Source organism: Corynebacterium provencense (assembly GCA_900049755.1).
GTDB lineage: Bacteria > Actinomycetota > Actinomycetes > Mycobacteriales > Mycobacteriaceae > Corynebacterium > Corynebacterium neomassiliense.
The window spans coordinates 351,211-378,027 of sequence record LT160593.1 but is presented as its reverse complement, the minus strand read 5'-3'; the positions used below and the strand labels follow the sequence as shown (position 1 = coordinate 378,027).

Here is a 26,817-nt window from a genome sequence, read left to right as displayed (position 1 = left end):
TTACACCATGACTGCTCCTGTTTCCCATCATTTCTCCGGTCTGCGGGGAGGCACCCGACGTGCCAGGGTCGTGGCTCTCGGACTGCTTGCGGTGTCGTCGCTGGCCGGCGCGTCGGCGTGTTCCTCCGGTGACGGAGGATCAGGTGAAACCGTGACCGTGACCGTCAAGGACATGGTCTTTGATCCGGCGTCGGTGACTATCAAACCGGGTGACACCGTCAAGTGGGTGTGGGATGCCGCTCTGCCGCACGATGTCGTGTCCGATGAGGGCTCCCCGGCGGAGTACAACTCCGAACTGATGACCGAGGGTGAGTACTCCTACACCTATGAGGAAGCCGGTACCTACGGCTACCACTGCACTCCGCACCCGATGATGACCGGGGAGGTGATCGTCCAGGAGTGACAGGAACCGAATCTGCCGGTCCGCGTCCCGGAAGAACTGCAGCGGTCCTGCTCGGGGCAGCAGCGCTCGTCACCGGGCTCACCGGATGCTCTCCGGACCAGGACGGGAACCGAGACAGGAACCAGACCCGAATCACTGTCAGGAATGTCGCTTTCGCACCTGAGGACGTGACCGTACCCGCAGGTACCGACGTCGGTTGGTACTACGAGGACGGCGGCACCTTCCACGACATCCTCATCGAGGAGCTCGGCGTCGACGCCGGATTCCGCCGGGAGGGCGACTGGCACTACACCTTCGACATCCCCGGTACCTACCGGGTGACCTGCTCCATCCACCCGACGATGACCGGCACGGTCACCGTCACATGAATCACAGGGAGAAGATCATGTCCACCACCACACCATCCACACCGTCCACACTGACCGCCCCACCTGTTGCCCCGCATCTGCGCCTGGCAGATGCCGCCACCGAAGCCGAACTCCGTTCCCGGTCTGTTCCTGACATCCCTGACCGCCATCTCGGCGATCATCCTGAGATCCGTCCCCGGATGGGAGCCAGGGTGGGTTTCGTCACCCGCCTCGGGACCACAGTCGCTGCCCTGGGGGCAGGAGCAGGTGCCGCAGCACTGGCGGGAGCCACAACCGGAGTGACCGCACACGGGGCGTTGACCGCAGGGGTCGTCGCCACCGGACTGCTCACCGCGGTCGCGGCGAACTGGTCGACCTGCGGTATGTCTGTCGCCGGCGTCGTCGCGGCTCCTAAACAGGAAGGACGCCCCGGTGCCTCTACCCCGGTCGGACGCCTTCTCGCACACCTCGCCGGATCGCTGCTCACCTCTGTTCCCACGGGCCTTGCCCTGGGAGGAGTCGGCTGGCTCATCCAGTCCACGGTCGGTGCCGGGTCCGTGCCCTGGGCCGCTCTGCTCGGAATCTGGGCGGTCATCGCCCTGGCCTACGGGCTGCACGAGTCAGACCTGGTCAGGATGCCGACCCCGATGCGCAGGGTGCAGCTGCCACGCCATCTTCGCCGCGCCGGGCGTCCTGCCAGGGTCTCCTTCTACTTCGGGATGCTCATCGGTCCGGGATTCATGATCTTCATCCGGTCCGCCGCCTACTACCTGCTCTTCCTGGGCGTACTCGCTCTCGGTGACCCGCTCCTCGGCGCGGCACTGTTCGCGCTGGTGTCTGTGGGACGCTGTGGACCTGCCGCCATGGCGATCGTCATGCAGCACAGGGGACGGACAATGGCGGACTTCCTGATGAAGTCCATGACCATGGACCGTATGGTGCAGTTGTCAGCAGGCGTCGGGCTCACCGCGCTGGCCGGTTTCGCCGGTACCGCCCTGCTGTTCTGACGGGGGCGCCCTGCCGGTCGGCTCAGCGTGCCGGTGACGGTCGGCGTCCTACCCGATCCCGCCGACCCAGCCGAAGGCACGGATTCCGGCGTCCCGGTAGTTGCGGAGCGCCCGGATGTAATGGGGGTCGGAGGTGACGACGACGGCCGTGCCGCCCAGCTCGCGGATCAGAGGTGCCGTGTAGGCGACATTCTGCAGAGTGTTCCAGGCCTCGTTCTCGAGGATGACACGGTTGGTGACGCCACGGTCGCGGAGCCCCTTTTCCATGGCCTCAGCTTCAGTGGTTGCCGGGCACTGGCTGCTGCGACCCCCGGTGACGATCACGGGGTTGTCCGGGTGGGACTTCAGCAGCCGGGTAGCGGCGTCCAGCCGGTCCTCCAGGACCTGTGGCAGCGAGCAGTCCTCGTTGATCTGCGCACCCAGGACCACAACCGGCGTGTTCTTGTCGAGAGTCAGCACAGCATGCGCGAGAGGCTCACGGAGGAACGGGGCGTCGGTGACGGTGTAGATCTGGTCCCGCATGGTCGCGAGCAGGGAGCCGAGCGGGTCAGAGGAGGTGGGGAGGGAACCGGTGACGGATACCGTCGACGATCCGGATCCGGAGGGGGCAGCTGCCGTGGCGGGTGCCGTGACCGCTCCGGCGGCCAGTGCGACCGTGACGGCGAGCATCATTGAGGACGCCGCGGTGGACCGGCGCAGGGACAGGTGGGACATGGTCAACTCTCTTCCGCGGTGGTCAGTCGTTGAGGTGGGCGATGGCGTAGTCGGCCTCTTCGGGGGTGAACTTCTCCCCGTAGTCACTGACGAGCTGGTCGCGGATCCCCTCAGGGGACATGTCCATGGTCTCCCGGTAGTCCTTCGCCTTGGCCAGTGCGTTGGCGTTCCAGTCGATGTCGAGGTTGTCGACGGCGTACTGCGCCTCCTCCGGGGTGAACTTCTCGGCCACTTCGCTGGTCAGCTGGTCGTACACGCCCCTCTTCGACATGTGGGTGGTCTCCGCGTAGTCCCGGCCCTTCTCCAGTGCGTTGGCGTTCCAGTCGGCCCCGACGTTGTCCACGGCGTACTGGGCAGCCTCCGGGGAGAACTTGTCGGCGTACTCGCTGGTCAGCTGGTCGTAGAGACCGAGCTTCGACATGTGCATCGTGTCCGAGTACTGCTTCGCCCTGTTCAGCGCCGAATCGAACTCGGCGGGGACGTCAGCGCTCCTGGCGTCCTCCACGGGGGCCGGAGCGGCACCGCCTGCCTCGACAGCGTCGGCCAGTTCCCCGCCCTCCGGAGCCGCATTCTCCGCAGCTCCGCCGGGTGCAGCTCCCGGGACAGGGGACGCCGTGCTCCCGGAGGGGGCACCGGTCGTGTCCTCGTCCCCGCCGCCGGTTGCTGCGGCGATGACGATGATGACCACGACAACCATGAGAATGATGAACCACACACGCTTGTAGAAGGGCTTCTTCTGCGGCTGGGGCGGCTGCTGGGGCGGGACGCCGTAGGGCATTCCCTGGGGCATGGCCTGGGGCATTCCCTGGGGAACTCCCTGGGGAGGGAACTGTGTGGTCGGCTGCGCCGGCCCCGGGGCTGCGGAACCGTACCCGCTCTGCGGCACACCGGAGTGGGGCAGGTGGGGGTCCTGTGGGAAGGGGGGAGTGGAGGTCATGAAACGTCTCATTTCGTGTGGGTGACCGTCGTCACAGACGTCCGGTCCGGTCGGAAGGTCATGAAGTCAGGTGACCCGGGCAGCCGGCGACATGAACACCGGCCTGCCCGGAGTGTCCGTGGTGCTTGGTGGCGGTCGGAGGTCTGGTCTCTCCGTAGGACACGGTGAGCATCATGGCGCAGGCACCGGACACGGAAATCCCGTGTTCGAGTGTTACGGCGCAACCTGTTCGAACAGCGGCGTATCGGAGGGGTGGCGCCGTTGCGCGCAGCCTGGATGCGACCATCGGCGGGGCACATGACAGTGAAGGATGCGGAAAGCACCGTAGCTTCAGCTGGGGCTTCCTCCGGGCCATCTGGAGCAACGACTGCCTGCTGTCCAGGTTCAGGGCTACCACAGTGGTGTAGACGAGGGCGGTCTCTCAGGCGACCTGCACAACCAGAACACAGGATTCTCGAGGATGGTCCTCACGAGCCTTCCACGGTCAGAATTCTGGTTTCACTCAGCGGTCCCGGTTCGGTGAACGCCGAGTCGCAGAAGTCACCCCGATCGCGGTCAACGTCGCCCCGCCTAAAACTGCCACTCCGCTCATAACAAAACCCATCACTGCTGAGAGGAGATAAGTCCTTGTGAGGGTGCTCTCGATGCTAAGTATCTTGTGTGGGTCATTCTCTGACACATGCGCGAACGGGGTCCCGTCAGTTTCCTCCAGCAAATGTGTCTGGACCACCTCGGCCTGGGAGAATGCGCTTAAGGGGCCGTCCACTGGTTGGCCGGGGAAGAATCTCCCCTCCTGGGATACGATGATGTGCTGACTGGCGAGCTCTTCCCTCCAAGAGCCCCACCCTGCCACCCCCAGAGTGAGGATAACTGCACCAGCGAGTGCGACCATGGTGCCGACCACGGGGAACGGTGGACGGTCCGGTGAACTGTGATCAGACATGGGCAACCACGAACGGTCGGGTGAATTCTCGGAAGTCATGATCACGCACTTCTTGTGGATATCGTTTGGTTCGACTGGTGCAGGTTCTCGAAATGACCTAATTCATCGGACGCAACTTTCTTAATGTAAAAACCACATGGTGCCTCATTTTTTCTGCCGCAGCGGGAAACGATAGGAGAAAAATACTATTGGCGATGTTGTTGAAAAATCCACGAAAGAGCTGCATTCATAACCGCGACCATTGAGGGTTCATGCGAATTTTTGGTACCACCTGTCTAGGTCGTGTTCTGGTCAGTGGTGCGGTTCTTCTGGTCGGGTGATTCGCCGACCGACGTCGGCAGAGAATCTTTTTTCATCTCGGACATCTCTGACTTGAAGATGCGCATCGACCTGCCCAGGGACCGTGCCGTGTCCGGCAGGCGCGAGGAGCCGAATAACAAGATGAGAACGATAACCACTATGAGCAGGTGATATGGAGAGAGTGCGCCCATGGAGAACCCCTATGCGTAGACAAGATCGTTACCTCGGACCTTACGCTGTCAGCGGGAGTATCACACCCTCCGTGGCCAACTGCGTGGGGCAACGGGCAGCCGGGGGCAGGGACGGGACCGAGTGCGTCGGGGCCGGGCGGATCCGGTGACCGACGTGGAGCTCTTAATGTCGGCATCGTACGACCGCGCACACTCCGCCACCGTTGGGTGACAGTGATCTTCGTGGGTGAGGCACCGGTGGTGCGTCCCGGAGGGTGTAGAACGCAGAGATCAGGCACCGCTGACCTGGGGTAGCGGACCCGATTGCCACGGTACAGCTGTCCGGATGGTGTCCTCCAAGCTCGTTCACCGTCGCTGTACCCGCTCTGAAGTCTCTGCGAGTAGACCACCGTTGCTCGGGTCGATCAGCGAGGTGGTGGCCGGCGTGACCCTCGGCAGGAGTCTGTTCAGATTGGACTTCGCACTCGGCGTCACTGCGTCAGTGGTGTTCGTGAAAGGGAATGGCCGACACCCCGACGCAGAACGGAGTCAGGGTCCACCTGCGGTGGGCAATCGAACAAACACTATGGGAGCACAATCCTCTGTCTGACTCTCACGGACGTGTGCTGGCAGGATTGCGGGGGACGGGCGGCCCGTCATCACCGCGGTGGAGCGTGGAGCCTGCAGGGGGCAGGTACAGGGAACCTCGTACGTGGCGGGCATCCGGGCGATCGCTCCGGGCGGCTACGGATCCGTTCGGACACGGCTTCGGATGAGTCTGAAGTCGCCGGGGGTCGACGACCGTCGGAGCAGGCTCAGGGACCGCCGGGGACCCGCCCGAGCGCTGCCGGTAACCTCGGTGGTCCGCTCGCAGTCGCAGCATTCATCGCGCTCCGACCTGGTGTGGTTCTGCCCCCGTAGAAGCTGTTTCTGGCATTCTTGTGGAACAGTATCGTCAGCGTAGGAGAGTGCACGATGTCAGAAGCTCCGCCAGTCAGCTCCTACAGGAACCGTGTTCTTGCCGGACTAATCATCCTGCTGTGGCTGAGTGTGGCCGCTCTAGGAGGGCCAAGGTTCGGTGACATAGGCGATGTCGCCACTAATGACCAGTCCTCCTTCCTTCCTGAGTCGGCTGAATCAACCGTGGTCAGCGAGAGGCTGGGGGACTTTCAAGACTCCAGATCGGCACCTGCGATAGTTGTGGTCACTTCGGACACCGACGGGGGCAGGGTCAACGCCGATTCACTGGGCGACATCCCCGCCCAGATTGCGGCCGCAGTGGACAGGGGTACCGACACGTCCGGTACAGAGGTGAGTCCCGCGATACCGTCAGAGGACGGTCAGGCGGCGCAGATCGTTGTCGTTCCCCCTGAGTCTGCGGCGTCGGCAGACGCCGTTGAAGTGCTTCGTGCCCAAATGGGATCACTTCTGCCCGAGGGGCTGCAGGCACAGGTGACCGGACCTGCGGGGTTCAGTGCAGATCTCGCGGAGGCCTTCTCCGGGATCGATGGGGTACTCCTTCTAGTGGCCGTAGCTTCTGTTCTTGTGATTCTCGTATTTGTCTACAGGTCTCCTTTTCTCCCACTTATAGTCCTGCTAAGTTCAATGGTCGCCCTGTGCGCTGCAGTTCTGGTCAACGTCGCGTTGGCCAGATCCGGAGCGGTGATGATCAACGGACAGATACAGGGAATCCTCTTCATACTTGTGATCGGTGCGGCCACTGACTACGGTCTGCTCTATACAGCGCGTTTTCGGGAGGAACTGGGCCGACATGCCGACTCCTGGACCGCAACCGCAGCAGCCATACGAGGAACCTGGCGACCAGTACTGGCTTCAGCAGCCACAGTGATTGCGGGTCTGCTATGCCTTCTCTTTTCGGATCTGGCATCAAACGCCGGCCTTGGTCCCGTGGCAGCCGTGGGAATAGCTGCAGCTTTCTTCACCTCGCTGACGTTCATTCCTGCCGTCCTCGGGCTGGCAGGAAGAAAAGCTTTCTGGCCGAAGGTACCCAGATGCACCGAACAAGATTTGGACACAAAAACAGAAATCTATACTGAGTCAAGAAACATATGGTGGAGAATCGCTGATGTTGTGGAACGCGCTCCCCGCCGCATCGCTGCCGGGGTGGGTCTGCTGCTCGTCGCTGGCTGCGCGGGCCTGGTAGCTCTCGACGCGAATGGCGTCCCGACCAGTGACTACGTGATCGGGGACAGCGATGCCCGAGACGGGCAAACCACACTCGACACTCACTTCCCTGCAGGAACAGGTGCCCCGACCTACATTCTCGTTCCCCAGAAGTACAGTGAAACCGTCGGTGACGCGGTCGCCCGCCTGGATGGCGTCCAGTCTCTGGGTAGTGGGGACGAGTCAGACCATCCGGTGGTGGACGGACAGGTACTTCTTGAGGTCACCCTAGTTGACTCTCCGTACTCTGACGCTGCAGAAGACACTGTCCGGGAGATTCGGGACGCAGTGGGTGACTATGGTGCCAAGGTTGGGGGTACAACCGCCACGGAGCTGGATACGAAGGAGACTGCAGTCTCCGATCTGAACGTCATCATACCGGTGGTACTCCTCGTGATCACGGCCATGCTGGCCCTATTGCTCCGAGCAGTCGTGGCACCACTGGTGCTGTTGGTATCTACAGTGCTGAGCTTCGGAACAGCTCTGGGTATCGGTGCGGCAGTCTTTGTGCTTGTAGGTTTCAACGGCTCAGATCCTTCGGTGCCCCTGTACGCTTTCGTGTTTCTAGTAGCACTGGCGATAGACTACAATATCTTTCTGATGACCCGGGTCAGAGAAGAATCTATGGTGCATGGTACTCCCGCCGGTGTCCGTCGCGGTCTGGTCAGTACAGGCGGGGTGATCACCAGCGCGGGGATTGTCCTGGCGGCTACTTTCGCAGCACTGTTGGTCGTCCCGATCCAGTTCCTGGTGCAACTCGCGATTATTATTTCCGTGGGGGTGCTGATCGACACATTCCTTGTCCGTTCATTCTTGGTGCCAGCAGTCACGCAGATCCTCGGAGATCGTATCTGGTGGCCGTGGCATTTCGCTGCCACCAGCCCTCGTGATAGACAACCCGAACGGCAGTAGACCACCGTCCAGGCTACCTTTGACCTGGACATCTCACCCCACATTCTTTCCGTCAGAATTCGATCGCTATTCTGTAATCTCCGGCCGTAGAGTAAAAACGAACTGTTGAGTGTATGCTGCGTGGAAAAGTGGCTCTTCGTGTTTGGGAGTGCGTAGCTGAGCCGTGATGGGGATCCGGGGTGGGGCTCGGTGTGCCGACATGAAGAGGCCCTGGTCGGTACAGGATGAGAGTCACCACACCTTCATCTGAGGGGAATCAGGACCCTGCCGTGCACCCTACCGGCAACCTCGTCGCCGACACTTTTCACGCCGCACCGCAGAACTCGGCCCGACGATCACCGACGCCGCCGACGCGGGCACCCTCACCGTCATCAACGCCTGCCCGGTGGATGTGGTCGACGCCTGCCCGGGCTGTGCGATGCCTGGGGTGAAGTGGTTCCGCATCCGACGTCGACTCGTTGATCTGCCGGTCGTGGGTTTGCCCACCTGCCTGGACGTCCGAGGTTCCCGCTTAACCTGCACCGACCCCGCCTGCGGCAGGAAGATCTTCGAGACCTCCCTGCCGTGCGCCGACGACGGAGCGAAACTGACCCGCCGGGTGACCGGCTGGATCCTGCGACGCCTCGTCGTCGACAGGATGAGTGTCGCGGCGACCGTCAAGGCCCTCGGGGTGGGTTGGGCACTGGTCACCAACATCGCGGTCACCGCCGCCCGCGATGTTGTCTCCGCCGGTCCGTCGCACCTGGCCGGGGTGCGGATGCTCGGGGTTGCCGTGCACGTGCGGGAAGCGTACCCGCCGGCCCGGTGTGCCGTTGTCGATGGTCACCGTGCTGGTGGATCTGATCCCACTGGGCGACGGGTCAGGCCCGGCACGCCTGGTCGACATGCGGTCTTCGGCGCAGTGCGGACGTCTTGGACACCCGGGTGCAGGACCGTGAGTCGGACTTCCGGGACACCGTCGAGCTCGTGACGAGTGGCACCGGGTCACCGGAGACGGCCTCCGCCGTCGACCACGTCTTGCCGACCGCGCGGAAGGTCATGGGCTAGGTTCCATGTCGTCCACCTGACCGTAGCGAAACACACTGGGTGTCGGCAACGGTTGCGGTGTGAAACCACGTGGCCGGCGCGGGAGGAAGGATGATCTGTTGTGCAAGTACCGTCGGGCGTTGTTGGCCGGGTCGGGCTTCCTTACTGCGTGGGAGAGACAACGGCGGGAGCTGCTGTGGGCCACCGATGATGTCTAGGTCGCGTTGCAGGTCACCTGGCAGTTTCTAGCAGGATCTGATCGGCGCGTACGGTCAGCCGGACAGGTCCCGGGGCAGGAAGCTGATGGGTCAGGTGGTCACCATGCTGGGTAAGGGGCTGTCTGCGGGGTTGGAGGGGTTGGTGCAGCTAGGCAGAGCTTTGTGGTGCGCAGAGCTTTGTGGTGCCGGCGGCTGGACATCGTCGCGTGATTCGACGTCGGGGTATCCGACGGGCTGGTCGAGGCCTGAATCAACGGAGGGTTGGAGCACCTGCGGGGTATCGGCCTGGGGTTCTTCGAACCTGGGTCACTACATGTTGCGGTCGATGATCCACTCAGGACAGTTGCAGGACCGGATCAACGCACTGTGAACTGCGAAGAGCCGGGAAAGTATTTGACAATTCTATACCAGGGTCGTGAAATGTCCCATACTCTGTGGCGACCGCGGTAATCATCCCTAGGCATGAGGCTATATCATCTCTGAGTACGACTCCCTATCACTCCGTTAGCGGGATAATGGGCTCTTCTCGATTTAGAGTGCGTTGATCCGGTCCTGCAGCTGGCCGGAGTGGATCAGCGACCGCAAGATGTAGTGGTCGAGGTTCCTGAACCCTAGGGCGATGCCGCGTAGATGCTCCAGCCTGCGATCCATATTTAACAAGCAGTCACCCACTTGCCGGGACCATCCGAACCGTCTGCATCATCTGCGACTTGTAAAAACTTGGTTCATCACACTATTGAGTTCTCAAACAACAACCGCACACCACGAACCGGACCGGAACACTGTCCCAGCCTCCCGTGGCAACCCCGACAAATCTACACACACTCGACACGACGGACAAGTCTGCAGGTCACCGGCCTACGGGCCCCGTCGTCCCCTCCCAACCCGCGGGCGTCACTCATCGGCGACCCGCTCCACCCTGGCGCCCAGACGGCACAGGTCCTCGACGAAACCGGGATACCCGCGGTCAATGTGGTGGACGTCGTTGACCCTCGTCACCCCGTCCGCGCACAGGCCCGCGAGCACCAGCCCCGCACCCGCCCGGATGTCAGAGCTCCACACCGGCGCATAACTCAACTGCTCTCTGCCCCTGACGACGACGTGGTGTCCGTCAATGGTGGCGTCCGCCCCCAGTCGTGTCATCTCGTCGACGAAACGGAACCGTGACTCGAAGATGTTCTCCGTGATCACACTCATCCCTTCACTGACCGAGCACAGGGCTATCGCCATCGGCTGCAGGTCGGTGGGAAAACCGGGGAAGGGCAGGGTCTGGTAGTCCACGGCGGTCGCCCGGCGTTCCTGGGTGACCCGGAAACCTGTCGGGTAGGTCTCCACTCCGGCACCTGCCGACCGGAGTTTCTCCAGGACGAGGTGGAGGTGGGCAGGATCAATGCCACCGACAGTGACGTCACCGCGTGTCATGGCCGCGGCATAGGCCCATGTGCCGGCGACGATCCTGTCCCCGACCACCCGGTGCTCCACCGGATGCAGCTTCTTCACCCCGGTCACCGTGATGGTGCTGGAGCCCTCCCCCTCAATCTGTGCGCCCATCTCGCGCAGCATGTGGCACAGGTCGACGATCTCCGGCTCCCGGGCCGCATTGTCCAGGACGGTGGTCCCGTCGGCGAGGACCGCTGCGGTGAGGATGTTCTCTGTGGCACCCACGGAGGGAAAATCCAGGTTGATCTGGGCCCCGTGAAGTTCCTCGGCTTCGGCGACCACGCATCCGTGCTCTATGCGGGTCGCGGCACCCATCTTCTCCAGCCCTGACTGGTGCATGTCGAGAGGGCGGTTGCCGATGGCGTCACCGCCGGGCAGGGCGACCACGGCACGGTGGCACCGGGCGGTGAGGGGACCGAGGACGCAGACCGAGGCACGGAACTGCCGGACCGCGTCAATGTCCGCGTCCGGGGAGATGACCTCGGGGACGGTGATCTCCACGCGCTCTCCGTCTGCGCGGGCGGTACAGCCCAGACCTTCCAGGACCTTGACCATGTAGGTCACGTCCGAGATCTGCGGACAGTTGTGCAGGACCGTCGTCCCCTCCGCGAGCAGTGCCGCAGACATGAGCTTCAGGACGCTGTTCTTCGCCCCGACGACAGAGACCGATCCTTCAAGGCGTGCACCGCCGGTCACCAGGAAATGTTCTTTCACGCCCACCACCCTAGTGGTCCGGCCGGATCAGGGCAGGGCGCCTATCCTCCGTGCGGCGTTGACCGCCTCGTACCTGGTGTGGGCGCCGAGCTTGCGCATGACCGACCGCAGATAGCTCTTCACCGTCTCTGCCCCGATCCCCATCTCCTCCGCGGCCTCCACGTTGGTGTGCCCCAGGGCCACACAGGAGAGCACGTCGAGCTCCCGGGCGGAGAGCTTGGTGGTCTGCTTCACCCGCACCGGACTGACCATCTGGTCGCACAGCACCTCGAGGTCGCGGCGAATCTCCTCGTCCTCGACCCGGTTGGCGAGCATCCTCAGTCGGGAATGCGTGGCCCTGACCTGTTCCCATTCCGCCCCGGACATCGTGCGCACCGGTTTGCTGACAGGTTCCCGGGGGTTGGCGTCCGCCCGGCGCAGTGCGCCGTTGACGGCGAAGTCCTGTTCCAGTGTGCGGGCGGTCATGGTCACCTCCTCCAGCACCTTGTCCCCCATACGGACCGGGGAGTGCACTCCGGCGTAGAGGACGCCACGCATCTCGCGCCCCACGATCACGGGGACGGCGACGATGGAATGGAGACCTTCGTCCCGGATCGGCCGGTCGAACTCGTGTGAGATCGACTTCGCGCGGATGTAGTCGGAGACACCGACCGGGCGCCGGGTGGCCATCACCCGACCTCCCACACCCTGTCCGGCCTCGATGGAGAGATTGTTCAGTGCAGGGGTACGCAGGCCCACCCACTGGTTGATCACCATCCGGCCGTCGGACTGGCACGACCCGAACATCGTCACCGGGATTCCGGTGGAGTTCTTCAGGGACGACAGTGCCGACCGGATCGCATCCTCGTCATCGCGGTGCCGCTGCTGCTCCACGGTTCGCCTTTCTCCCGCACCTGATTCACGTCAGGTGGTCTAGGTCCCTACAACGGGGGCACTCTGTGTGCCCCCTGAGTATAGGCAACCCCGGCCACTACCCCCAAATCTGGCCACTACTCCCCCACCCTGCCCGTCACCACCCCCGCGGAAACCACGCCCGAGGACTCTTTGACCCCCGTTTCCCCGGAAGCTGCGGACAACGGCCCCCGGGACACGACCGAGACTCGACCGGGACACACCCCGGACACTCCCGGGGACAGGACTCCCGCAGGCTGAGAACAGGCTCAGGAAGCCAGCCGGAGAATCCTCTCCACACCCTGGTCGGTGGACTGTTCCGCACCCGAGAGTACCCGGTCCACCAGCTTCGGGCCGATGACCGGCACATCCACCTGCACCGCCACCGTGGTCACCAGCGACGTGACATCGCCCGGGTCCCCCTCCGCCTCCTCGAACACCTGGTTGGTCGCCATGGTCCCCAGGTTTCCCGGCAGCGGCACCGAGGTGAACAGGGTGAAGGAGCCGTCCTCGTCAGGGGCGGACAGTTCGGCACGCTGCACCATGACCACGGCGTCCTCCCCCTGGCCGAAGGTCGCGGTGACTGTCGCCGTCACCGAGCCGTCGTCGAGCAGTTCGCGTTCCCCGCCGGTGAGGGTCACCGTCTGCCCTGGACCTTCGCCGACGGTGAGGAGGAACTCCTCGGACTCCACGACCCTGCGCACCGTCTCCAGCGGCAGGTCGATGGTCCGTGTGACTGTTGTCGCCCTGGTGACCATGGTCTACCGGTGCCTCCATTCGGGGTCCCGCTTCTCCAGGAAGGCGGCCATCCCCTCTTTCTGGTCCTCAGTGGCGAACAGGCTCCAGAAAGCTTCCCGTTCCCGTCGCATACCCTCGTTCAACGGGGTGTTCATCGCGGCGTCGACGGTCTCGGTGGCCACGGCGAGAGCGACACGGGAGAAGGACGCCACTTTCCTGGCCACCGCGTCGACAGCTTCCGCGAAGCCCTCGGAGGGCAGTACCCGGGACACCAGGCCGCTGCGTTCCGCCTCCTCCGCCCCCATCATCCTTCCGGTGAGGATGAGGTCCATGGCCTTGTAACGTCCGACTGCCCGTGTCAGCCGTTGCGTCCCGCCCATTCCGGGGATGACGCCGAGACCGATCTCCGGCTGGCCGAACTTCGCACGGTCGCTGGCGAGGATGATGTCCCCCATCATCGCCAGTTCACATCCACCGCCCAGCGCGAATCCCTGGACCGCGGTGATGACCGGGGTCTGCACCTCCGTGACGCGGTCCCACCGGGCGTAGAGCTGTCTCATCCGGACATCCGGCCAGGTCTGGTCCTTCATCTGGGCGATGTCCGCCCCGGCGGCGAAGGCTTTCTCACTGCCGGTGACGACGATGGCACCGACGACGGGGTCGGCGTCGAAGATCTCCAGGGCGGTGATGACCTCCTCCATCACGGTCTGGTTGAGGGCGTTGAGCGCCTCCGGGCGGTTCAGGGTGATCGTGGCGACGCCGTCGGCCACCGAGGTGAGGATCGTCGAATAGGCGGTTGCTGCGGCCTGCCCGGGTGCTGACCGCTGGTCCGGCTGGGAGTGTGGCTGCGTGTCTGTCATGTCCCCCATTGTGTCATGAGCCACCGTCGGCCCGTCGACACTCGGTGACATCGTGCTGTAGACTGACAACAGTGCGGACAGACCGATCGGTCTACCGCTTACCAGTCTCCTGAAAGGACGGCTCAACACAGCCATGGCAAAAATCTACGAGAACATCACCGACCTCATCGGCAACACTCCGCTGGTGAAGCTGAACAAGGTGACGGAGGGCCTGCCCGGTACCGTCGCCGTCAAGCTCGAGTCAGCGAACCCGGGCAACTCCGTCAAGGACCGCATCGGCGCGGCCATCATCGACGCCGCCGTCGCCGACGGCTCGCTGAAGCCCGGTGGGACGATCGTCGAAGCCACCTCAGGTAACACCGGTATCGCCCTGGCGACCGTCGGCGCCGCCCGCGGCTACAAGGTGATCCTGACCATGCCGGAGTCCATGTCCCTGGAGCGCCGGATCATGCTGCGCGCCCTCGGTGCGGAACTGGTCCTCACCCCGCCGCCCGCCGGCATGCAGGGTGCCGTCGACAAGGCCAACGAGATCGTCGAGAACACCGAGAACGCGATCCTCGCCCGCCAGTTCGCCAACCCGGCCAACCCTGACGCCCACTACGCCACCACCGGCCCTGAGATCTGGACCGACACCGACGGCAAGGTCGACATCTTCATCGCCGGCATCGGCACCGGCGGCACGGTCTCCGGTACCGGCCGGTACCTCAAGGAGAAGAACCCGGACGTCAAGGTCATCGGCGTCGAGCCGAAGGATTCGCCCCTGCTGACCGAGGGCCGCTTCGGACCGCACAAGATCCAGGGCATCGGCACCAACTTCTTCCCGGACAACCTGGACAAGGAGATCCTCGACAGCGTCTACGACGCCACGATCGAAGAGTCCGTGAAGTGGGCCCGCGAGCTCGCCGCCAAGGAGGGGATCCTCGTCGGCATCTCCACCGGCGCGAACATCGCCGCCGCGGTCGCCGAAGCCGCGAAGCCGGAGAACAAGGACAAGCTCATCGTCGCGATCGTCGCCGACTTCGGCGAGCGCTACGTCTCCACCCTCCTCTTCGACGACCTGCGCGACTAGTCCGCAGGACCGTCACGGCCCCGTACCACCCCATGCCCCGGCACGAGAGGTACGGGGCCGTCCGCATGCCCGGGCAGGAGCGGCACAACGGTACGGTATCCGTTGAGAGCCGGGCAGGTCGCCCGACGGTCCGACCGTGACAGACCTCGCCCGTACAGAAAGCACAGAAAACCCGGAAATCTGCCCGTGAAACCGTTGGACAGTGACTTGAAGGAGGCGACTCACCGGTGAGTCTGCTGAGCACGTTGAAAGAGGACCTGGACGCCGCCAGGACACATGACCCCGCCGCCCGGGGTGACATCGAGAATGCACTGGTCTACTCCGGCCTGCACGCGATCTGGAGCCACCGGCTGGCACACCGTCTGTGGCTCCGCGGTCTGCGCGGTCCCGCCCGGGTCCTCAGCCAGTTCACCCGCTTCCTCACCGGGATCGAGATCCATCCCGGGGCGACCATCGGACGCCGGTTCTTCATCGACCACGGCATGGGCGTGGTGATCGGGGAGACGGCCGAGATCGGCGACGACGTCATGCTGTACCACGGCGTCACCCTCGGCGGTTCGGAGCTCGTGCAGCGCAAGCGGCACCCCACCATCGGTGACGGTGTCATGGTCGGCGCCGGGGCGAAGGTCCTCGGTCCCATCACCATCGGCGCCGGTTCGGCGATCGGCGCGAACGCCGTGGTGACCAAGGACGCCCCACCGGACTCGATTCTCGTCGGCATCCCGGCGAAGATCCGTCACCGGCTCCCGGACGAGCACATTCCCCTGGTCGAGCCGGCCTCCTACGTCGACGATCTCCAGAACAACATCTGAAGGACGCCCCGAGGACGCCGAAACCCCCGTGGATTTCTCCACGGGGGTTTCTCTGTGTGCCCAGACCAGGGATCGAACCAGGGACCTTACACTTTTCAGGCGTACGCTCTACCAACTGAGCTATCTGGGCAAAAAGGGGGTTAACCCTCTTGCGACCCTGAAGGGACTTGAACCCTCGACCTCCGCCGTGACAGGGCGGCGCGCTAACCAACTGCGCCACAGGGCCATGCTCCGGGAAAACCTCGCGGTGTGCCCCGTGCACGAGCCGATACTCTACACAGCCCTCAGGAAAGCGGCAAACCTGCATGTCAGGGCGATCATTTCATTTCTGTCCCGCCACCGGCCCTCTGGCAGGTCCCTCCCCAGCCCCCCACTCCAGCCCTAGGCCGGGCCCCAGGCCAGGCCCCACCAGTCCCGGATGACCGGCGGCCGGGGACCCGGCGGTCCGGACTTCCCGAAGACGCAGACAACGGGCCCCACCGTGACGGTGGGACCCGTTGCTGTTCCATGGCGACCCTGAAGGGACTTGAACCCTCGACCTCCGCCGTGACAGGGCGGCGCGCTAACCAACTGCGCCACAGGGCCATGTAATTGTGTGGACACCACGCTACCGCAGTATCCGACGTACTCCCAACGGGATTCGAACCCGTGTTGCCGCCGTGAAAGGGCGGAGTCCTGGGCCACTAGACGATGGGAGCCCTACCTCTACCCTCGACCACCCGCACAACGGGGACCTCAGGTCGGCAGCTCGTTCAGAATAGACTACCGTCCGACTAATCACAAAAACATGCACTGGCCTGCTGTTTTCTCTCCCCGGACCCTGAAGACGGTTCAGGCGGGAGGGCGGGCCCCGAAGATTGCGGTGCCGACCCGGACGCAGGTCGCACCCTCCGCCACCGCAAGCGGGTAGTCCCCGGACATCCCCATCGACAGCTCGGTAAGGGGCTCCGGATCGACGATCCCCGAGCTGCGGGCCCGGTCACGGATCCCCCGCAGCTCGGCGAAGCACCGTCTGACCTCCGTGGTCTCCCGGGTGTGGGTGGCGACAGTCATGAATCCGCGGACCCGGAGCCGGTCACATCCCGCCGTGGCCCCGAGAATGGCGTCGACCTCCTCCGGTGCCGCACCCGTCTTCGACTCCTCCCCGGAAGTGTTCACCTGGACCATGACGTCCAGGGTGCGGTCCTTTCCCGCGTCGGCGAGCAGTTCCAACCGCCGCTGGAGGGTCTCGACTAGGCGCACAGAGTCCAGGGCCTGGAACTCGGAGGCGTATTCGGCGATGATCCTCGCTTTGTTGGTCTGCAGGTGTCCGATGGCGACCCACCGGACCGCGGGGAGTTCCGGGGCTCCGGCCAGGGCCGGTGCCTTCTTCTGGATCTCCTGGGGTTTGTTCTCCGCGAATTCGGTCATGCCGGCAGCGACCGCGTACCGCAGTCTCTCCACCGGGACGGTCTTGCTCACCGGGAGCAGGCGGATCCGGGCCGGATCGCGTCCTGCGCGGTGCGCCGCCTCATCGATGCCTGCCCGCACGGTCGACCACCGCGTGCGCAGTCCGGCCACCGCTGCGTCCTGCCCCGTCGCCGTCTCCTCACCGCTGTCCGGTGTATTCACTGGTTCAGTCACGCCGTTCAGCGTAGTCGGCGCAGCGGCCCCGTCTTCACCACCGTCTCCTCGTACTCGGCGTCCGGGTCCGACTGGGCGACCACCGCACCGCCGACCCCGTAGGTCAGACGGCCGCCGGCGCAGACGAGGGTCCGGATGACGACGGAAAGGTCCAGGGCACCGTCGAGGGAGAACCATCCGAGTGCTCCGCTGTAGATGCCCCGTGGGGAGTCCTCCAGTTCCTCCAGGATCCGCATCGTCCGTTCTTTGGGAGCTCCCGTCATCGAGCCGGGCGGGAATGCGGCACGCACGGCGTCGAGGCCGCCGGCACCGTCGCCGAGTCTCGCTGTGACGGTGCTGACCAGCTGGTGGACCGTGGCGTAACTCTCCACGCTGAACAGTTCGGGGACGTGTACGCTGCCCGGGTCCGCCACCCGCCCCAGATCGTGTCTGACCAGGTCGACGATCATGAGGTTCTCGGCCCGGTCCTTCTCACTGTGCTGCAGTTCCGCCCGGATCCTCAGGTCCTCCTCCTCGGTGTCCCCGGTGGGCCGGGTCCCCTTGATGGGGGACGAGGTGACCGTGCCGTCGGCGTCCACCCGCAGGAACCGTTCGGGTGAGGTCGACATCACTGTCACCCCCGGCAACTGCAGGTAGGCGCCGAAGGGGGCGGGACTCGCCGCCCGCAGTGCCGTGTAGATGTCGAAACAGGCGGGATGCCCGGACCGGACCGTCCCGTCGACGCTGACCTCCTCCGCGGTCACGTCGAGGACGGTCGTGAGGCAGGCCTCGTAGGTCTCCCCCTCCGCGATGAGCTCCCTTATCCTGCGGATCTTTCCGGTGTAGTCCCCCCGGTCGTGGAGTTCGGGCCGTACCCGCACGGACAGGCCACGGGAGCCCGGCACAGAGCCCTCCACAGTGCCCGGCACCGAGCCCTCCACAGTGCCCTGTCCCGGACCGGTGTCCCGGCCGGCCACCAGGCGACGCACCACCGCCGCGGTGGTTTCCGACCAGGCGGTCTCGTCGGCGGACGCCCAGGGCCCCGCGTTCCTGGCGACCGGACGGTCCAGGGTGAGAAGATGCGCCTCCGCCCGGTCGTGGTCGATGACGACGGCCCGGTCGAGGAAGACGAAGGCGGCATCAGGTCCGGTGCCCGCGTCGGCGGGGTGACTGTTCGGTCCGCCTTCACCGGGACAGCACTGCGCCTTCACCCCGTAGCCGAGGTAGCCGATCCAGCCCAGGCGGAATCCGAAGGGCGGTTCCCCAGCGAGGTCCTCGTCGAGCCCTCCGCCCCGGATGTTCCAGCGGGCCAGGTCCGCTTCCAGCCAGTCCAGGACGTCACCGTTCAGTACCTCGGTCGTGCCGCCCCTGGTGACTGTGACGGTGCCGGCGGCGACGTCCGCGGTGGCGGTCGCGGCAGAGGGGCCGGCGTGTCTGCCGTCCGCGGCACCCATGACGGAGAACCGGGCGCGGGGGTCACCGGGGGCGTTCCCGTCGAGCCACACCACGGTGGTTGCGGCGTCCCTGCCCCGGAACAGGGTCCGGAAAAGGTCCCCGGACAGTCGGCGGGTGTCGGTGGCGTCCTTCTCCCCTGCCGTGGTGGGAAGGGTCAGCGGGACCACCCGGTCGCGGACCCTGCGGACAGGGCCCTGCCGCCTGGTGATCTCGGCGAAGTTCGCGAGGATCTCCGGTCCGTGACCGGTCTTCACGGATTCGGGGTGGAACTGCACGCCCCACAGGAGTTTGCCGGGGACACTGACCCCCATGACAGTGCCGTCGCCGCTGCGGGCGTTGACGGTGAGGTTCGGTGGGACGTCAGTGACGGCCAGTGAGTGGTAGCGCACCGCTTCGAACGGGGACGGGATGCCCTGGAACACGCCTTTTCCGTCGTGGGTGATCTGTGAGATCCGCCCGTGGACGGGTTCGGCGGCCCGCTCCACGGCTGCTCCCTGGAGATGCGCGATGAGCTGGTGCCCCAGGCAGATCCCGAGGACGGGAAGCTGCCGTCGGACTGCACCGTCGATGACCGCAGGTCCGATGCCGACGTCCCCGGGTTCCAGGGGGGTGCCCGGTCCCGGGGATATCACCACGTTGTCCACCCGGTCGAGGATCTTTTCCCCCTCTGCCTGCCACCGGTCCCAGTCGTTGGGGACCACGACCGGCTCCACCCCGTTGACCCGGATGAGGTCGTGGACCAGGTTCCAGGTGAAGGAATCGTGGTTGTCGACGAGCAGTGTACGGATCATCTGGTCATGATACCGCAGCTCATGACCTGTTTCCCCCTTCCCGGTCGCTCTGGTCGGCCAGTGACAGCCAGGTCTGTACGACGGTGTCCGGGGTGAGGGACAGGGAGACGATCCCGCGTTCGACCAGCCAGGCGGCGAGGTCGGGGTGATCGGACGGGCCCTGTCCGCAGATTCCCACGTATTTTCCGCGCGAGGTGCAGGAGGTGACGGCCGACTCCAGGACCTTGAGCACGGCAGGGTTCCGCTCGTCGAAGTCGTGGGCGACGAGACCGGAGTCCCTGTCGACCCCGAGTATGAGCTGGGTCATGTCGTTGGAGCCGATGGAGAAACCGTCCACCCGGTCAAGGAACTCGTCTGCGAGGAGGTAGTTCGACGGGACCTCGCACATCATCACGATTTCCAGGGCGCCCCGGCCGGTGGTGTCCCCGCCGCTGCCGCGGGACAGGCCGTGGGACGCCATGAGCTCCAGCACGTCGTCGAGTTCGGCGGTCGTGCGGACGAAGGGGATCATGATCTTCACGTTGGTCAGTCCCATGTCCTCCCGGACCCGGCGCAGTGCCTCACATTCCATGGCGAAGCAGTCGCGGAAGTCCTCGGAGACATAGCGCGCCGCCCCCCGGTAGCCGAGCATCGGGTTCTCCTCCTCCGGCTCGTAGAGGTCGCCGGCGAGGAGGTTGGCGTACTCGTTGGTCTTGAAGTCCGAGAGCCGGACGATGACCGGTTTCGGGTCGAAGGCGGCGGCGATGGTGGCCACTCCCTCGACGACGCGGCGGATGAAGAATTCGCGGGGGTCCGGGTAGGCGGCGGTGATGGTGTCCACCCGGCGGCGGAGTTCGGGGGTGAGGGTGTCTCTGTCCAGCAGTGCCCGGGGGTGGACCCCGATCTGGCGGTTGATGATGAACTCCATCCTGGCCAGCCCGACACCGTCGTTCGGCAGTGAGGAGAAGGAGAAGGCCTGGTCGGGGGTGGCGACATTCATCATGATCTTCACCGGGATGTCCGGCATGTCCCCGGCGTCGGTGGTCTTCTCCTCGTACGGGAGGACGCCCCGGTACACCCGTCCGGTGTCCCCCTCGGCGCAGGAGACCGTGACCTCTTCGCCGTCGGTCAGCACCGTGGTCGCGTCCCCGGTGCCCACGATCGCGGGGACGCCCAGTTCCCGGGCGATGATCGCGGCGTGGCAGGTCCTCCCGCCCCGTTCGGTGATGATGGCGGACGCCCGCTTCATCACCGGTTCCCAGTCCGGGTCGGTGATCTCGGCGACGAGGACGTCGCCGGGTTTCATCCGGTCCATGTCGTCGAGGGACCGCAGGACCCGCACCGGTCCTGATCCGACCCGCTGACCGATCGAGCGGCCCTCGGCGAGTACCTCGGCCTGTGCCGTGGCGTCCTTGTCGATCTCGAAGCGCGACAGGGCCTGACCTGTACGTCGTGAGACAACTGTCTCCGGGCGTGCCTGGAGGATGTAGAGCTTTCCGTCGAGTCCGTCGCGTCCCCACTCGATGTCCATGGGCCTGCCGTAGTGGTCCTCGATCGCCATGGCGTGGCGGGCCAGTTCGGTGACCTCCTCGTCGGTGACACAGAACCGGCGGCGGTCCTCTTCGGGGACGTCCTCCCATCTGGTGGCGGAGTCGATGTCCGAACCTCCGGCGTAGCGCATGGCCACGGCTTTCCCGCCGACGGTCCGGGAGAGTACGGCGTCCTTCCCTGTCTTTCCCGCGCGGAGGGCCGGTTTCGAGACGTAGAACTCGTCGGGGTTCACGGCGCCCTGGACGACGGCCTCTCCGAGCCCGTAGGAGGCGGTGACGAAGACTGCCCTGTCGAACCCGGATTCGGTGTCCACCGTGAACATCACTCCGGACGCCCCGATGTCCGTTCGCACCATGCGCTGCACTCCGGCGGACAGTGCGACATCGTCATGCCGGAATCCGTTGTGGACCCGGTAGGCGATGGCTCTGTCGTTGTAGAGGGAGGCAAACACTGCCTTCACGGCCCGGAGGATGTTGTCGATCCCGCCGATGTTCAGGTAGGTCTCCTGCTGGCCTGCGAAGGAGGCGTCGGGGAGGTCCTCGGCTGTCGCACTGGACCGTACCGCCCAGGTGACCTGGTCGGGGTCCGGGTCGGCGGCGACGAGTGCGGCGTAGGCGTCACGGATGTCCTTCTCCAGGGCGTCGGGGAAGGGCTGTTCCATGATCCGCGAACGGATCAGGGCACCTCGGCGGGCCAGTTCGTTGACGTCGTCGATGTCGAGGCCGGTGAGGAGTCCGCTGATCTCACGGTCCAGACCGCCGACGGCGAGGAAGTCGCGGTAGGCGTCGGCGGTGGTGGCGAATCCTCCCGGGACGCGGACGCCCGCGTCCGCGAGGTGGACGACCATTTCGCCGAGGGAGGCGTTCTTGCCTCCCACACGGGGTACGTCGTCCATTCCGATCCGGGTGAAGTCGAGGACGTTGACGGTGGTGGACATGGGGTGGTCCTTTCTCAGAGGTCGCCTGCTCAGGTGTGGCGCAGGTCCATGGTTGTCAGGATGATGCTCGCCATCTCCTCCACGCTCATGGCGTGTGAGTCGATGGAGGGGATGCCGTTGCTCCGGTAGAGCTGTTCGGCGGACCGCAGTTCAGCCCGGCAGCGGGAGAGACTGGCGTAGCCGCTTCCGGGTCGGCGTTCACCTCTGACCTGGCTGAGCCGGGCCGGGGTGGTCGTCAGTCCGAAGAGGCGGTCCCTGTGCGGTCGCAGGACGGCGGGCAGCTCGCCGGGGGTGTCGTCCTCGGTGAGCGGATAGTTGGCGACCCGCAGGCCGTGCTGGAGTGCCAGGTACATCGCGGTCGGGGTCTTTCCGCAGCGCGACGGGGCCAGGAGGATGAGGTCGGCCCGGTCGAGGTCGGCGAGGCTGGTGGCGTCGTCGTGGGCGACGGAGAACTCGACTGCGTCGATCCTGTCGTGGTATCGCGCCAGGTCTCCGACCCGGTGGTATGCGGTGTCATTTCCTGTTCTTGCGGTACCCAGGATCTTCTCCAGCCGTGTGAGGTGTGGTCCGAGGAGGTCGACGACCTCACCGGGGGCGGTCGCCAGTTCGGATGCGACGGCCGGGTCGCGGACGGTGAGGAACACCAGCGGGGTCGGACCGCCACCCCCGGTTTCCCGGGTGATGCGGGCGACGGCCGACCGTGCGGCCTCGACCGAGTCGACGAACGGCAGGTGGCGACGGCGGAAGGTGAAGTCCGGGAACTGTGCCAGCAGTGCGTTGCCGAAGGTCTCAGCGGTGATCCCCGTGCTGTCCGAGACGAAGAAGACCGGTCGTCGGTTCGGTTCCACCGCTGTCGTCCTCACTGCCGTCCCGCTCGTCCGCCACTGCAAGTGCCCCCGAGGGTAGCAGCGTATGCGGAAAGGACGACGGCGCCGGTGTTGGGTTTCACCCCCGGCCGGGGTTGAGGACGCCACGGTCAGGCAGACCCCGGGAATGACAGAGGCGCTGTCACACCTCCACCCGGGCGTGACGCCCGGGATCGTGGTGTGACAGCGCCTGTACCGGTGGGCCCCGTGGGGCTCGAACCCACGACCTGCGGATTAAAAGTCCGTAGCTCTACCAACTGAGCTAGAGGCCCGTACCACTGTCGAGGAAGAGTGTAGCGCACACCGGAGGACAGGTGTGCGCCACCCCTGACCAACTCACTGCGGCAGCATTGACCCAGTCTCGACGAAGCGCTTCTGGAAATCGAAGACGTGGTCCAGGGCGTGCGGGGTCTGCAGGAACTCCCCCTGGCCCGCCATGTCCACGTACTCCTCCAGCAGGGGCCGGTACTCAGGGGCGGCGATGGCGATCATCTTCTCCGCCCGGTCCCGCGGGGCAAGTCCGCGCAGGTCTGCGTACCCGTATTCGGTGATGACGACCATCACGTCGTGTTCGGTGTGATCGGTGTGGGTGACGTAGGGCACGATCGCGGAGAGCTTGCCGCCCTTGGCGACGGCGGGACTGATGAAGGAGGAGATGTAGGCGTTGCGGGTGAAGTCACCGGACCCGCCGATGCCGTTCATCACCCTGGATCCGATGACGTTGGTGGAGTTGATGTTGCCGTAGATGTCCGCCTCGATCATCCCGTTGGTGGCGATGAGGCCGAGGCGCCGGATCACCTCGGGGTGGTTGGAGACCTGCTGGGGGCGCAGGATGATGTGTTCACGGTACCGCCGGGCCTCACGGTTCATCTTCTCCGCGTACTCGGGGGACAGGGAGAAGGAGGTGGCGGACGCCACGGTCATCTTGCCGGCGTCGATGAGGTCGAGCATGCCGTCCTGGATCACCTCGGTGTAGGCGGTGATGTTCTCGAACTTCGAGTCCAGCAGGCCCGCCATCACGGCGTTGGGGACGTTGCCGACCCCGGACTGCATGATGTACCGGTCGTAGCTGAGACGTCCCGCGGACACTTCTCCTTCCAGGAAGTCGAGGAAGTTCCCGGCGATCTTCCGCGAGGTTTCGTCGGCGGGTTTGAACGGGGCGTTGCGGTCGGGGGAGTCGGTTTCGACGACGGCGACGACCTTCGAGATGTCGAAGTCGATGTACGGGGATCCGATCCGGTCCCCCACGTCGTTGATCGGGATCGGGCGGCGGTGGCCGGGCAGGGGGATCCGGTAGATGTCGTGCATGCCCTCGAGCTCCTCGGACTGCCACGAGTTGACTCCGAGGATGATCTTCTCCGCGGCGTCAAGGTACTCGACGTTGTTGCCCACCGACGACGACGGGACGATCCGCCCGTCCTCGAGTATCCGGGTGACTTCGACGATGGCGACGTCCATTGTGCCGAAGAAGCCCTCCTGGACCATCATTCCGAGGTGGGAGAGGTGAATGTCGGCGTACTTCATTTTTCCGGAGTTGATCTTCTCGCGCATCAGCGGGTCGGACTGGTACGGGGCCCGGAATTTCACGGCGTCCGCGTCCGCCAGTTCGCCGTCCAGTTCGGCGGAGGTGGATGCTCCGGTGAGCAGTGAGATGGCGAAGCTGTCTCCTCTGGCATGGAATTCCCTGGCCCGTGCGGCGATCGCGGTGGGAAGCACCTTGGGGTACCCGGCACCGGTGAACCCCGACATTCCGACGAGGTCTCCGTCATTGATGAAGGTCGCCGCCTCGTCGGGGCTCATGACCTTGGCCCGCAGACCGGGGTGGGCGATCCTGCCTGAGCTGTCTGACGTGCTGTCTGACATGGTGTGTCCTCTCGTGGGAGTCTTTCTGGGGGAGTCTTTCTGTGGGTGTTCTGCTGTGACCGCAGCACAGGTGATGTACATCACGATGCAGCCACGAACGTGACTTCCATTATAGAGACGGACTACTTTGCTTTCCTGCTCCACACTTTTCGGGGGTGGCGGAACGATGCGGGCCGACACACGAAAAACCCGCCGGACGCGGGACGCGTACCGGCGGGGCCGTCAGACGGACGGGGTCACCCCGTCACCGGGCTACTTCTTCATCGACCCGGTCTCCAGGAACCGGGTGTGGAACTCGAAGGCACGGGAGAGGTCGTGCGGGGTGTGCCGGGCCTTCGACTTCGAGGCGTACTCGACGTACTCCTCCAGCAGCGGCCGGTACTCCGGGTCGGCGATCGCGATGATCTTCTGAACCCTGTCCCGCGGGCACAGTCCGCGGAGGTCCGCGTAGCCGTACTCGGTCACGATCAGTTTCACGTCATGCTCGGAGTGGTCCACGTGGGAGGCGAAGGGCACGATCGCGGAGATGTCGCCGTTCTTCGCCACCGCGGGAGTGACGAAGGAGGAGATGTAGGCGTTGCGGGTGAAGTCCCCGGACCCGCCGATGCCGTTCATCATCTTGGATCCGGCGACGTTGGTGGAGTTCACGTTGCCGTAGATGTCCGCCTCGATCATCCCGTTGATGCCGATCGGTGCCAGTCGGCGGATGACCTCCGGGTGGTTGGAGACCTGCTGCGGACGCAGGACGATGTGGTTCTTGTAGCGGGTCGCGTCGTCGTTCATCCGGTGTGCGGCGTCCAGCGACAGACAGAACGAGGTGGCGGACGCCATGGTCATCTTGCCGGCGTCGATGAGGTCGAGCATGCCGTCCTGGATGACCTCGGTGTAGGCGGTGATGTTCTCGAACTTCGAGTCCAGCAGGCCGGCGAGCACGGCGTTCGGCACATTTCCGACACCGTTCTGCAGGATCAGACGGTCGTAGGCGAGACGGCCCGCGGTGACCTCACCCTCCAGGAAGTCGAGGAGGTGGCCCGCAATGGCCCTGGAGGTCTCGTCGACGGGCTTGAAGGGGGCGTTGCGGTCGGGACCGTCGGTGAAGACGACGGCGACGACTTTCTCCGGGTCGATGTCGATCGAGGTCGTGCCGATGCGGTCCCCCGGGCTCACGATCGGCAGCGGAACCCGGGCCCCCGGCATGGGCATCCGGTAGATGTCGTGCATCCCCTCGAGTTCGGCGGCCTGCCACTCGTTGATCTCGATGATGATGCGGTCGGCGGCGTCCATGTACTCGATGTTGTTGCCCACCGCCGAGGAGGGGACGATGCTGCCGTCCTCGCGGATGGCCACAGCCTCCACGATCGCGACATCCATGTGGCCGAAGAAGCCCTCCTGGACGTACATGCCGAGCTCCGAGAGGTGGATGTCGGTGTACTTCACCTTGCCCTCGTTGATCTTCGCGCGCATCTTGGGGTCGGTGTTGAACGGGGATCGGAAGCTCACGGCATCCGCTTCGGCGAGGACGCCGTCGTTCTCGGGGGCGGTGGAGGCTCCGGTGAGGATCTTCACGGCCCATTCCTCACCACGCTCGTGCGCTTCACGGGCTTTCGCGGCGATGGCCGCGGGCATGCCCTTCGGGTAGCCGGCACCGGTGAATCCGGAGGTCCCGATCATGTCACCGTTACTGATGAACTGCACCGCTTCTTCAGCGGTCATGACCTTGGACTTCAGGGCCTGGTTCCTGATGCGCTCTGACACTGGCTCTCCTTGTGTGGATCTCGTTTAATCGTCAAAAACGTACTCGGCAGCCCAGTATCGCAGAAGACGTCCGCTTACCGCACTGCCCGGATCACAGCAGTGTTTTCCCGCATTTTCCGGGGACTGTGACGAGTTGCACCCCAGCCTAGTTACGCCGATGAAGTCACTGGGAACCCGGGTACCCTTAACCACCCCCGGACGCCACACCCACGTTGTCCACAGGCTCTGACATGCGTGACATGCACCCTGAATTGCGCCCGCCGGGTACCCGGTGTGAGAATCGGCCGGTGACTGTGTCGACCCCGGACGCCCCTGAAACCCCGACAGCGCACA

General features: G+C 64.9%; 20 protein-coding genes, 5 tRNA genes and 1 pseudogene. 7 read left to right on the top strand and 19 right to left on the bottom strand.

The annotated features are described in order from the left end of the window. The first annotated feature begins 7 nt into the window (after positions 1-7). From BN3906_RS08175 to BN3906_RS08165, 3 genes are all read left to right on the top strand, one after another. Entirely contained in the window at positions 8-403 is a 396-nt protein-coding gene (locus tag BN3906_RS08175; RefSeq protein ID WP_066586987.1) for a cupredoxin domain-containing protein, read from the top strand. After that, entirely contained in the window at positions 400-771 is a 372-nt protein-coding gene (locus tag BN3906_RS08170) for a cupredoxin domain-containing protein (protein ID WP_078057290.1), read from the top strand. The genes BN3906_RS08175 and BN3906_RS08170 overlap by 4 nt, the downstream gene beginning before the upstream one ends. Before the next feature lie 179 nt (positions 772-950). After that, positions 951-1,757 carry a methylamine utilization protein gene (locus BN3906_RS08165; RefSeq protein WP_390620351.1) on the top strand — a complete coding sequence of 269 codons (807 nt, stop codon included), beginning with the start codon at positions 951-953 and terminating at the stop codon, positions 1,755-1,757. Between the two features lie 48 nt (positions 1,758-1,805). Here BN3906_RS08165 and BN3906_RS08160 read toward each other — a convergent pair whose 3' ends face one another. From BN3906_RS08160 to tatA, 3 genes are all read right to left on the bottom strand, one after another. Then, positions 1,806-2,471 carry a YdcF family protein gene (locus BN3906_RS08160; RefSeq protein ID WP_066586983.1) on the bottom strand — a complete coding sequence of 222 codons (666 nt, stop codon included), beginning with the start codon at positions 2,469-2,471 and terminating at the stop codon, positions 1,806-1,808. A gap of 22 nt (positions 2,472-2,493) precedes the next feature. Continuing rightward, positions 2,494-3,408 carry an Ltp family lipoprotein gene (locus tag BN3906_RS08155; RefSeq protein ID WP_078057469.1) on the bottom strand — a complete coding sequence of 305 codons (915 nt, stop codon included), beginning with the start codon at positions 3,406-3,408 and terminating at the stop codon, positions 2,494-2,496. A 1,218-nt stretch (positions 3,409-4,626) separates the two neighbouring features. Then, entirely contained in the window at positions 4,627-4,842 is a 216-nt protein-coding gene (gene tatA / locus BN3906_RS14105) for a Sec-independent protein translocase subunit TatA (RefSeq protein WP_078057289.1), read from the bottom strand. Positions 4,843-5,796: 954 nt separating this feature from the next. On the opposite strand from tatA, the gene BN3906_RS08145 reads away from it, so the two are divergent. Beyond that, on the top strand, positions 5,797-7,917 hold the full coding sequence (locus tag BN3906_RS08145; protein WP_066586976.1) for an MMPL family transporter: 2,121 nt from the start codon (positions 5,797-5,799) through the stop codon (positions 7,915-7,917). Positions 7,918-8,186: 269 nt separating this feature from the next. After that, positions 8,187-9,531: pseudogene (locus tag BN3906_RS15470) on the top strand (transposase). Positions 9,532-9,692: 161 nt separating this feature from the next. Here BN3906_RS15470 and BN3906_RS15095 read toward each other — a convergent pair. The 5 genes from BN3906_RS15095 to BN3906_RS08115 form a co-directional block, all read right to left on the bottom strand. Beyond that, on the bottom strand, positions 9,693-9,821 hold the full coding sequence (locus tag BN3906_RS15095) for a hypothetical protein (protein ID WP_261797040.1): 129 nt from the start codon (positions 9,819-9,821) through the stop codon (positions 9,693-9,695). A 234-nt stretch (positions 9,822-10,055) separates the two neighbouring features. Then, positions 10,056-11,315 carry a UDP-N-acetylglucosamine 1-carboxyvinyltransferase gene (gene murA / locus BN3906_RS08130; RefSeq protein ID WP_066589557.1) on the bottom strand — a complete coding sequence of 420 codons (1,260 nt, stop codon included), beginning with the start codon at positions 11,313-11,315 and terminating at the stop codon, positions 10,056-10,058. Between the two features lie 27 nt (positions 11,316-11,342). Then, the gene (gene ramA, locus BN3906_RS08125; RefSeq protein WP_066586974.1) at positions 11,343-12,188 is read right to left on the bottom strand and encodes an acetate metabolism transcriptional regulator RamA; all 846 of its coding nucleotides are present in this window, start codon (positions 12,186-12,188) and stop codon (positions 11,343-11,345) included. A gap of 287 nt (positions 12,189-12,475) precedes the next feature. After that, the gene (locus BN3906_RS08120; RefSeq protein ID WP_066586972.1) at positions 12,476-12,964 is read right to left on the bottom strand and encodes a DUF2505 family protein; all 489 of its coding nucleotides are present in this window, start codon (positions 12,962-12,964) and stop codon (positions 12,476-12,478) included. 3 nt (positions 12,965-12,967) lie between these two features. Beyond that, positions 12,968-13,804: an enoyl-CoA hydratase-related protein gene (locus BN3906_RS08115; RefSeq protein WP_078057468.1), complete on the bottom strand. Its 837-nt coding sequence runs from the start codon at positions 13,802-13,804 to the stop codon at positions 12,968-12,970. 133 nt (positions 13,805-13,937) lie between these two features. Here BN3906_RS08115 and cysK point away from each other — a divergent pair, with 133 nt between their 5' ends. Beyond that, complete coding sequence (gene cysK, locus BN3906_RS08110; RefSeq protein ID WP_066586971.1) at positions 13,938-14,873, top strand: cysteine synthase A; 936 nt, start codon at positions 13,938-13,940, stop codon at positions 14,871-14,873. A 227-nt stretch (positions 14,874-15,100) separates the two neighbouring features. Further along, on the top strand, positions 15,101-15,685 hold the full coding sequence (gene epsC / locus BN3906_RS08105; protein WP_066586969.1) for a serine O-acetyltransferase EpsC: 585 nt from the start codon (positions 15,101-15,103) through the stop codon (positions 15,683-15,685). A 57-nt stretch (positions 15,686-15,742) separates the two neighbouring features. Here epsC and BN3906_RS08100 read toward each other — a convergent pair. The 11 genes from BN3906_RS08100 to scpC (BN3906_RS08050) form a co-directional block, all read right to left on the bottom strand. Further along, positions 15,743-15,815 (bottom strand) — tRNA-Phe (locus BN3906_RS08100). A 22-nt stretch (positions 15,816-15,837) separates the two neighbouring features. Further along, positions 15,838-15,911 (bottom strand) — tRNA-Asp (locus BN3906_RS08095). 282 nt (positions 15,912-16,193) lie between these two features. After that, positions 16,194-16,270: transfer RNA gene (locus BN3906_RS08090), tRNA-Asp, on the bottom strand. A 40-nt stretch (positions 16,271-16,310) separates the two neighbouring features. Next, positions 16,311-16,383 (bottom strand) — tRNA-Glu (locus BN3906_RS08085). Between the two features lie 133 nt (positions 16,384-16,516). After that, the gene (locus tag BN3906_RS08080) at positions 16,517-17,308 is read right to left on the bottom strand and encodes a YggS family pyridoxal phosphate-dependent enzyme (protein WP_066586967.1); all 792 of its coding nucleotides are present in this window, start codon (positions 17,306-17,308) and stop codon (positions 16,517-16,519) included. Positions 17,309-17,313: 5 nt separating this feature from the next. After that, a complete protein-coding gene (pabB, locus tag BN3906_RS08075) occupies positions 17,314-19,533 on the bottom strand; it encodes an aminodeoxychorismate synthase component I (RefSeq protein ID WP_066586965.1) in 2,220 nt (739 codons plus the stop codon). A 19-nt stretch (positions 19,534-19,552) separates the two neighbouring features. Further along, positions 19,553-22,000 (bottom strand): phosphoenolpyruvate synthase, encoded by a 2,448-nt coding sequence (gene ppsA, locus BN3906_RS08070; protein WP_066586963.1) that lies wholly within the window; start codon positions 21,998-22,000, stop codon positions 19,553-19,555. Between the two features lie 29 nt (positions 22,001-22,029). Beyond that, positions 22,030-22,848, bottom strand: coding sequence for a pyruvate, water dikinase regulatory protein (locus tag BN3906_RS08065; protein WP_066586960.1), 819 nt, complete (start codon positions 22,846-22,848; stop codon positions 22,030-22,032). Positions 22,849-23,065: 217 nt separating this feature from the next. Beyond that, a tRNA-Lys gene (locus tag BN3906_RS08060) sits at positions 23,066-23,138 on the bottom strand. Positions 23,139-23,202: 64 nt separating this feature from the next. Beyond that, positions 23,203-24,729, bottom strand: coding sequence for a succinyl-CoA:acetate CoA-transferase ScpC (scpC, locus tag BN3906_RS08055; RefSeq protein WP_066586956.1), 1,527 nt, complete (start codon positions 24,727-24,729; stop codon positions 23,203-23,205). 252 nt (positions 24,730-24,981) lie between these two features. Continuing rightward, positions 24,982-26,484, bottom strand: coding sequence for a succinyl-CoA:acetate CoA-transferase ScpC (scpC, locus tag BN3906_RS08050; protein WP_066586953.1), 1,503 nt, complete (start codon positions 26,482-26,484; stop codon positions 24,982-24,984). Positions 26,485-26,817 lie beyond the last annotated feature (333 nt).